At 39.9% G+C, this 7,934-nt stretch carries 7 protein-coding genes; 5 read left to right on the top strand and 2 right to left on the bottom strand.

Annotated elements, in window-relative coordinates; genetic code table 11:
• The first annotated feature begins 433 nt into the window (after positions 1 to 433).
• A complete protein-coding gene (locus BLT91_RS30045) occupies positions 434 to 796 on the top strand; it encodes a hypothetical protein (RefSeq protein WP_090827889.1) in 363 nt (120 codons plus the stop codon).
• 193 nt (positions 797 to 989) lie between these two features.
• On the opposite strand, the gene BLT91_RS30040 is transcribed toward BLT91_RS30045, so the two are convergent.
• On the bottom strand, positions 990 to 2,306 hold the full coding sequence (locus BLT91_RS30040) for an IS1380 family transposase (RefSeq protein WP_090827887.1): 1,317 nt from the start codon (positions 2,304 to 2,306) through the stop codon (positions 990 to 992).
• A gap of 650 nt (positions 2,307 to 2,956) precedes the next feature.
• Here BLT91_RS30040 and BLT91_RS30030 point away from each other — a divergent pair.
• From BLT91_RS30030 to BLT91_RS30010, 4 genes are all read left to right on the top strand, one after another.
• Positions 2,957 to 3,736 carry a hypothetical protein gene (locus BLT91_RS30030; RefSeq protein WP_090827883.1) on the top strand — a complete coding sequence of 260 codons (780 nt, stop codon included), beginning with the start codon at positions 2,957 to 2,959 and terminating at the stop codon, positions 3,734 to 3,736.
• A gap of 1,388 nt (positions 3,737 to 5,124) precedes the next feature.
• Entirely contained in the window at positions 5,125 to 5,808 is a 684-nt protein-coding gene (locus tag BLT91_RS30020) for a class I SAM-dependent methyltransferase (RefSeq protein ID WP_090827879.1), read from the top strand.
• Positions 5,809 to 5,901: 93 nt separating this feature from the next.
• Complete coding sequence (locus BLT91_RS30015; RefSeq protein WP_090827877.1) at positions 5,902 to 6,408, top strand: DUF402 domain-containing protein; 507 nt, start codon at positions 5,902 to 5,904, stop codon at positions 6,406 to 6,408.
• Positions 6,409 to 6,803: 395 nt separating this feature from the next.
• Positions 6,804 to 7,397, top strand: a complete 594-nt coding sequence (locus BLT91_RS30010; protein ID WP_090827875.1) for a dihydrofolate reductase family protein — start codon at positions 6,804 to 6,806, stop codon at positions 7,395 to 7,397.
• A gap of 180 nt (positions 7,398 to 7,577) precedes the next feature.
• On the opposite strand, the gene BLT91_RS30005 is transcribed toward BLT91_RS30010, so the two are convergent.
• Positions 7,578 to 7,934: LysR substrate-binding domain-containing protein (locus tag BLT91_RS30005; RefSeq protein WP_254777213.1), on the bottom strand; the 357-nt coding region annotated here is incomplete at its 5' end.

Below are 7,934 nucleotides of genomic sequence, written 5' to 3'. Positions count from 1 at the left end.
ATCTTCCCATGAGGTACTCCACGGTCTAAAAAAGCTTGTGCATGGCTCTCTCCCTTTGATACATCCAAACCAATGACTGGATTCATAACATCACTCCTGTAGTATTTTCACCGGCAACCCCTAACCTTCTTGTCTTCCACACTATCGCATGTGATACGGGATTCATGTCCCAACCAGCCTAACCATGGTTGAACAAGTAGGGGGGATGAACTGAATAGCTCTCGGGATCCAAGTCCCACGGGCAGAAACGTTCGATCCCCGGCTACCGCTATCTTACGACCTTTCAAAAAAGAGGTCGACCAGAAAGATCTGGTGACCTCATAATACGAACGGGCAGGATAGTTTAATCATTTCGCGAATACATCAAATATTGATATTTTGCGAAGTTCGTAAATAAGAGTTAGCTGAAATTGTTGCAAATGGAGGAAAGAAAATGAGTAAATTAATGATCAAATGGATTGTTTTTTTGATAATCCTCATGATTATTGGTTCTTATCCGATAATTGTAAAAATTAATGAAAACATTGATTATACAAAAGGTTTGCAGACAGCGATAAGCAATTATTATATTGATAACTGTAATGCAGAAATTCTCTCAATTGATTTGACAGTTCCATTAATTCAGGTAAGCAATTTTATGCATATCGGTGGAAGAGAACAAACATGGAGTGCGAATATTAACCTAAAAGATCATTTTGGAGGGCACTATGGTAATAAAATTATTACTTTAATAGATCCAAAATGTACAAAAAATAATAATACTCCTGAAATATTCATGGAGCCTTTAGCTACTTGACCGAATTGGAAAAATCAAGAAATAACTCATGCAAACATCATATACATCTAAATTTAAGAGATACAACAGAATGGATCTCTTGTACGGTTTCTGAGTAAATGAGTGGTATTCAGTATTATTGCTTGGAAATGGACATACTTGCCCGTTGCGCCAGAATTCTACTTTTGAAATTTCGGCTGGATGACTCTAACCGTCATCCAAATCTAGGCAAGCGTTGGATATTCTTTAATGTTTGGATGAATGGCTCTTTGTAAATACAGGAACTACACAATTTCCATGTCCAGAAACGCCCAGAGTAGATCAGTTTGCCAGCAATTTTAATCAGCTTGGTGCGCAATGTTTCCATACGGGACGGCTTAAGTTGCTCGGCTACACACAGTCGACGAAACCAGTTGTTAAAATTGTAAGCCAACATAGCCAATTGCAATTTAACTGCGTTGGTTTCGAATGCGGTGCTGCTCATCTTATGGCAAGCAAAACCGTTCTTTGCTTCCTTGATGAAATTCTCCATGTGTCCCCTTTGAAAGTAAAAGCGAATGACATTGCGCGGTTGCAAGCTCATGTTTGTGACAATAAAAGTGAATTGGAAAATGAGTTCTCCCGCAGGACGCTCCATTTTAACGATGACACGACGCTCACAGTTCCAAGATTTCGCCTTGTACTGGAATTCACGGTAATGAACTTGCCGCTCATGTAGCTTTTGGGGATTAAGCACTTGATTTGCCATCGTTTGTGCGGCAGATTGTAGACGGGCATTGGCTTTCAGACGAATCGCGTATTTATGTCCCTTCGTTTCGGCGAGTTCAAACAATCCAGGAACGGCAAAACCACTATCTCCACGAAAGACAATTAAGGCCTCAGGAGCCCAAGATTTGTAACGTTCCAGTACGGGGCCCATGAATCTTACGACCTGACGAGACGTGTACACGTTGCCAGCACGAAGTTCCGCTCGAAGGCAGTCACCGGTTAATCCGTCAAAGCAAAACAGCGGATGATAACCCGTTTGTGCATAGTGATGATTATAGTTCGCTCCGTGTTGCTTACCACATGTAGCAAAACCCGAAGAATCCAAATCCAGAACAAATTGATCACGCGGTTCGATGGCGTATGCCCGGCTTTGTAGAATCTCATTAATGCTCTCCAATGACTTGGCGGTCGCAATATTCACTTTTTCATTAAATCGAGAGATCGTTGGCTGTGAAGCAAGTCGCTCTTTTTCCATCAAGGCGGTCAAGAGGGGTTCGTGAGACAAGTTATCCGCATGATCATCGGTGTGATAACCGCAAAGATGCTGATAAATCTTCTGGAGCGCAACATCTGAATTAGGATGATCTCGATGATGAATAGGATCGTCGACTACGAGCAATTGCTTGACGGTCTGAGAAAGACCAAGGGTGTGATCGAATTCTTTATATAGTAGCAGGCCGGCATCTGAGGTCAGATCACCGCCTTCAAAATTCACTTTCATTCGGGGGTTGAAGTTCAAGGAGTACTCTTGTAAACTTGTCAATGAAGAGCCTCCTTAGTAGTTTTGTTGTGTTTGGTCACCATCAACACTACCAAAGTAAGGGCTCTTTTTCCATTTTTCCTTTTACTTTTTAAGAGATGTGCAAAATGGCCGTAATCCCTTGTTGCTATTGATTGTTACAGCATTTTAGATGAGAGCTATGAATATTTCAGGTAAACGTTAGTTTAACTCCGTTGGAATATATGCGTTCGCTGGTATTACCCTGGTATTACTCCAAACTGAGAAGAAACTAATTTACTTTCGATCTAATCACTATTTACTCTTAATTATTTCTAATATGAACAAATAGAGCATCCAAACTAATAATATGAATCCGAGGAATTTTAAAATTGACCAGATAAGATACTCTAGATTATTTGGATCAAATGGTAGTATCTTTAAAAACTCTGCAAAAGGCATGCACATTAATGAATATCCAATGACAAAACCAATAAATAATTTAATTACCCTTTCCATTACTTTTACCTCCCAGATCCACATTGTTATCTTTAAAACCATTATACAGTAGTATGGTTTAAATAAAAACATTATCATCCAACAAAAACATAATATGGGTATTTCGAACTATTTCCATATATAACCAGTAAATGCTAATCTAGTAATTGAAGTTACTAATATTTAGGAGGATATGTATGAGAAATGTATTTCGCGTGATTCTCTTTTTTTCTTTAGCACTCTTCGTATTTTCATCTAGTGCATTTGCACAAGCGAGTAGCAACCCAGCAAGCAGCAAACCGGCTTTCGTCAAAAATACTGATGCTGCAATTCTCAAGGCTGGTCTCGACTCAACATCGAGAACAAAAGAACTAGAGAAATTAGGATGGACTGTTTCAGGTAACTCTAGCCCAGGTGTCATACCTCTATCACCAGCTGGATGTGGCAGTATTGCCAACCAACCGATTATGAAACAATTTGATGGGTCAACAGGAAGGTATGTATACCTTGTTCAAGCAAACTGGCAATTTAGTAGTAGCTGTAGCTGGGATGACACTTCAGGAAATGCTCCAGATGCTGTAGCCTTAGCTGTAACTGATCAAAACGGTAGTTCAGTAAATGCACAACCCGAATACGCACAGATTTATACATATACTTCAGGCGGGACAAGCGAACCAAATAATTGCACGATATCGAGCTACAACGGGTCCGGATTAACTGGGACTGTTACCGATACTGGTGGATTTTTCTCTCTTAATGTAGGTTATTCTGGACAAGTTTGGTTCTATATTGTACAACCAACAAGTGGTACTTCTTACTACCAACGCTCCCAGTGGACGCACACTTGGTCAAGTACAAGCACTTCTTTGTCAGGTATATCACTTAGTTACAATCCATTTAATCTTACCACTACATGGTCAACAGGCGCACCGCAACAATGGCAAACTGCTGATCAATCTTCTGTTGTATTCAATTGATAAAGAAATGCTTTTAAAAAATCCGTTCTTAATGGAGACCGCTTCAAAAGTCTTACTTTAGAACGAAGTGGATCTTCCAAATAGAAGGAAAAAGCAGTCCGTTCCTCATCAGAGGTCGGGCTGCTTTTGCTCTATCAACTTCACCATTGATGTGCGACACAAATATGCTTCAATTATCAGCGTCCGGAGTGAATCTGCTGTGTACGCACCTATGGTATGCGGATGTACAAAAGCATCGGAAGATCCGGACGTGGTTAATAAGGATGAAAATTACAAATAAGAAAAGAGCTACGTACTATCCTAACGGGTTCCGTTTTGAGGTGCAAAAATAAATTTGGCACCTGAATTGACAATAATACTGACATATTGTTTGATATAAAAAAGGACAGTGTCGACTGTCCTTTTTTATATGTTTTGACCCGCAGACATTCTTTTCAGTTGTTTCCCGTATGCAATTAAACACGCAAAAAATTCCCCAGAATTTAACCATGTCTTTACTTTCTTCAACAGTTAAGGTTTCTCGCTTCAGTTTAATCATTTCAACACAGTATTCTGCTAATTCACCTATTAGATGGGCGGCTTTCCCGAACATCGGAATTTGATATTTGGGATATACATGAATACGCAAATTGCGGAGTATGTAGTATGATGAATCTCTTGATTCAATTATTTCTTCGTATGTGTTTTTGCCTATTTCTGCGCCCTTTTCTCTGAGGTCAGATCACCGCCTTCAAAATTCACTTTCATTCGGGGGTTGAAGTTCATGCCATACTCTTGTAAACTAGCCATAGAAGAGTCTCCTTTGCTGCATTGATGCGTTTTGTCACCATCAACACTACCAAAGTAAGGGCTCTTTTTCCATGTTTTCGTTTCACTTTTCAAGTGAAACGTCAAAATGCTGTAACCCCTTGTTGCTACTGATCTTATAGAATCTTTAGTGTAGGGCTATGAATATTTCAGGATACTCAATCTTGGGTGTATGATCATGATAAAAGGTCTTTCACACTAATGGCTAATAGAGAACTACCTAATATAAATGATAAGAAAGGTATTTCTCAAGAGTCTTTATTGTTCTATATTGTATTCTATAGCTTAATAATAGTTATAATTTTTATATTTTTTGTGAGAACTATTATTAGAAAGTTATCGAAGGAAAGCAACAACATCAGTTAACAGCGTAGGTATTTCGGAGGAATTGATCCGATCTTCGTTAAGCTAACGAGAAACTATAGTTGAACAAACGTAAAAAGGCTGCCGTGTGCAGCCTATCGTGCGAACGGGCAGATTAGCCTCAATAAGCGGAGTATACTTTAGAGGATGAAAAAAGGTGATTTTGTGTGATTAGCGAATATATCTAGAAGATTGGTACAATTTCTGGAGGTGTCTTTTTGGAATCGAAGCGAATCATTGACAGAGCATATGATTTTGCAGACGAGCAGCAGAAGGCATTAGACGAAGGTGCTATAACAGAACATGAATGGTACGAAATGAATAAGTCATACTTCACTGAACATTACTTGTCTGCTGATAATCCAAGATCCCAATCCGGTCATGGAGGTGACGAGGAACAATACTTCCATAACCACTTTATGCTGTTAGATACAATAACTAAGAACGGTTCATTTATTGACGTCGGGTGTGCAAATGGATACTTAATCGAATCAATAAATAAATGGATAAATGGAATGAATACGTATCAACTTGATTTTTACGGGTTGGATATATCTCATGATTTGATTGAGCTTGCCAAAACGAGATTGCCTAACTGGAAAGACAAACTCTACACGGGTAACGCCATTGAATGGGTCCCAGAAAAGAAATTTGATTTTGTTTGTGTGAAAGAGCTAGGTTATGTTCCAGATAAAATGAAGAAGACTTTCTTTGAACACTTGTATAATAACTTTGTAGATGAAGAAGGGAGATTAATTCTAGGACCCTACAGCGAAGAGAAAATATCTCGAGAACTGGAAGAGCAATTGTCGTCATGGGGCTACTTCCCTTCGGGGTATATTGAGAGGTCACATAACAAAAGTATAAATATCGCAAGAATAATACTCTATTTTAATAAATAACTCCTAAGTCTCCGTGCGTGTTCTGTGTTCCTCAACAGGACCGTGTAAAGAATATATAGGTCATTATTACGGTGGAAATGAAGGGATGACGACATGGATGATGAAATCACTATCCAGGTTTTGAAATATGGTGATCACCTACATTATGAGTGGACAACAAAGCTTTTAGAAAAAACCGAAACTCATATTTTTGTGTTAGGTGAATACGGAAGAAAATTAAACCATTACACTAAGCAAAAAATATTTACAGTAGATAATTGGACAATTGAATTTTTTTCATGTGATTTGTGGTTTACTGTCAGCGCTGACGTAGTTGACGGGAAGATAAATCAGTACTATTGCAATATTAACGAACCTGCGAAGATCAAGGGAAATACAGTTTCATTTGTAGATTTAGATCTAGATCTAATCCAACGAAACGGTGATTGGAAGGTTGTTGATGAAGATGAATTTGAAATCAATTCAGTTAGATTTAATTATCCTGAAGAATTAATTAGAAGAAGCAGGAAAGAGTTAGATAACTTACAAGATCGAGTAAAGAATAACAAGTTTCCTTTTGATGGCGCAATCGAAAGATTTATTGAGTTTATCCCAAAGTGAAATATTTATGGAAACAGCCGAATCGCACAAAGAAATCCATTGTTACGCTAACGAAAAACAAGAGCTCAATTAACAACAACTGAAGGCAGCCGACCAGATTGGATCGGCTGCCTTCTCTGCTAACGGGCAGGATTGCTTAATAAAATGTGGAATTATAATTACTATTTAGTGTAGTAGGCGGGTGTTTTGTAAAAGACATTAGCAATGTCGAATTAAATAACGAAAAATGAATTTGCTCGGATACGATATTGCTGGAGATTGGGGTAATTGTTGCGGCAGCATGAGGGCGGGCAACGTTATGAACAATTTAAAAAGATATACGGAAGAATTCTAAGACCAAATTAATGAAAGAACATTAAGTCAGTTAGTAATCCAGATATAGGAGGAACTCAATTATGAGAAAAATTATTGTGCATGAACATGTCTCCCTTGATGGTGTCATACAAGCCCCAGGCGGGCCAGACGAAGATGTCAGCAACGGCTTCGCATATGGCGGGTGGTCAGCGCCATATTCTAACGAGATCGTTGGAACGCTCCTGAGAAAGCAGATGAACATGCCGTTCGATCTGTTGTTAGGACGCAAAACCTATGAAATTTGGGCACCGTATTGGCCGCAACATGCGGACGTATGGCCAAGGGCCAACAAGGCAACCAAGTACGTCGCCTCAAACACCATGACATCTGGCGAATGGCAGCCGTCCGAGTTTTTAAGTGGAGATATTGCTGAAAAAATCACTCAAATCAAGCAACAGCAAGGGCCAGATTTGCACGTTTGGGGAAGCGGTGATCTCATTCAGACGCTTATCAAGCATGATTTGGTCGATGTGTTCTGGCTGATGATATATCCTATAACGTTGGGCAGTGGAAAGCGGTTGTTTGCTGATGGCACGATCCCGGCGGCATTCAAGGTGACGGAAAGCAAAGTCGCTCCGAATGGCGTTATTGTCGTGAATTACGAGCGTGCCGGCGCAATCACAACCGGGAGTTAAAACAAAACCTGCTGCTTAACTAACGCTGAACAATAGCGTAATAAGTATAGCAACTAAAAAGGGAGCTGCCGAGGTAGCTCTTTCGCCTTTTTCGCCGTTATGACCGTTAAGGTGAACCATACCATAAAAAATTTGTTGGGGAAAGTGCGGGAGTGTTGATGAGAGTGTGAGTCTATCCCCTCATGGAATACCCGTACCTAGATACTTTTCTGCATAACGCATAAAAATATCGGCTGCCGGCGAGAGATAACGTCCCTCGAAGGAAAAGATGGCCACCGAACGAGATAGAGGAAGATCCAGTGGGATAATCGAAATAGATGGCCCTGGCGTCTCTGCCATCAGCCTAGGGAGTATCGAAATCCCGCGGCCTTCTGCCACCAGTATCCGCGGAGAAGCGCATTCGTAGGTAATGATTGGCTCAAAACCCTCTCTGATGCACGCCGCATATACAAGTGAACGTAACCTCGATCCCTCTTTAAAAGATACAAACGATTCTTCCCTTAATTCCCGGATAGAAACCGCTTTATGTTTCTCCAA

This window comes from Paenibacillus sp. yr247, from assembly GCF_900103825.1.
Taxonomy (GTDB): Bacteria; Bacillota; Bacilli; order Paenibacillales; family NBRC-103111; genus Paenibacillus_E.
Note: the sequence above shows the minus strand (reverse complement) of the source record. Positions and strands in the feature narration are given on the sequence as shown.

What these genes read in the sequence shown, in the direction of transcription:
- BLT91_RS30010 (WP_090827875.1), top strand. Translation starts at nt 6,804, where the DNA reads ATGAGAAAAATTATTGTGCATGAACATGTCTCCCTTGATGGTGTCATA.
- BLT91_RS30045 (WP_090827889.1), top strand. Translation starts at nt 434, where the DNA reads ATGAGTAAATTAATGATCAAATGGATTGTTTTTTTGATAATCCTCATG.
- BLT91_RS30030 (WP_090827883.1), top strand. Translation starts at nt 2,957, where the DNA reads ATGAGAAATGTATTTCGCGTGATTCTCTTTTTTTCTTTAGCACTCTTC.
- BLT91_RS30015 (WP_090827877.1), top strand. Translation starts at nt 5,902, where the DNA reads ATGGATGATGAAATCACTATCCAGGTTTTGAAATATGGTGATCACCTA.